Annotated in this window: 1 tRNA gene; it reads left to right on the top strand. The window is 47.9% G+C overall.

Annotated features, from left to right (window positions below):
• Positions 1-247 precede the first annotated feature (247 nt).
• Positions 248-323 (top strand) — tRNA-Val (locus tag D1646_RS22350).
• Positions 324-672 lie beyond the last annotated feature (349 nt).

Raw genomic sequence — 672 nt, 5'->3', positions numbered from 1 at the left:
GCCAGCCGCTCCTGGCGGGAGGTCAGATAGTCCTCGGGCAGAAAGCCGCTCAGCTTGGAGAGATCGAGTTTTAACATGGAACATTCCTCCTCTGAAAGAATGGGATATACATCTATAGATTATACCACACCTCTCTCGTTTTTCATAGGAAAATTCTCTTTTTTGACGCCCCTAAAGTTTTATCAAAAAAATTCGATTTTTCTATTGACAAAAAGGTTCCCTGCGGCTATAATAATCCATGCTGTTCGGACGATTAGCTCAGCTGGTAGAGCATCCGCTTGACGTGCGGGAGGTCACAGGTTCAAGTCCTGTATCGTCCACCAAGTAAATCCCTAGAGCCGCAAGGCTTTAGGGATTTTTTCTATTCTGAAACTGTCTCACTCGCTGCCGTTGTAAGGCGGTGTTCAGGGGCACTTTCAGGGCGCTTCGGGGCACAATCCGGGGCACAATTTTCGGGCTGTTTTTACAGAGAAAAAGGCCCCCCACTGCACTGCCGTGGGCCTCCCAATCAACATGATAATCCGTAGAAAGAAAGAGGAGATTATCATGTCAATCATCACTGGAAATATTTCTTTAGCGCTGCGCTGGTACAAGGAGGTAAATAGGCTCTCTATGAGTGAACTGGCGGCGGAGCTGGGGATTGCGGTGTCCTCTCTCCAGAGCTATATGAAT

Source organism: Pseudoflavonifractor sp. 60 (genome assembly GCF_009911645.1).
Taxonomy (GTDB): Bacteria; Bacillota; Clostridia; order Oscillospirales; family Oscillospiraceae; genus Lawsonibacter.
This window is presented reverse-complemented; position numbering and strand designations above follow the sequence as displayed.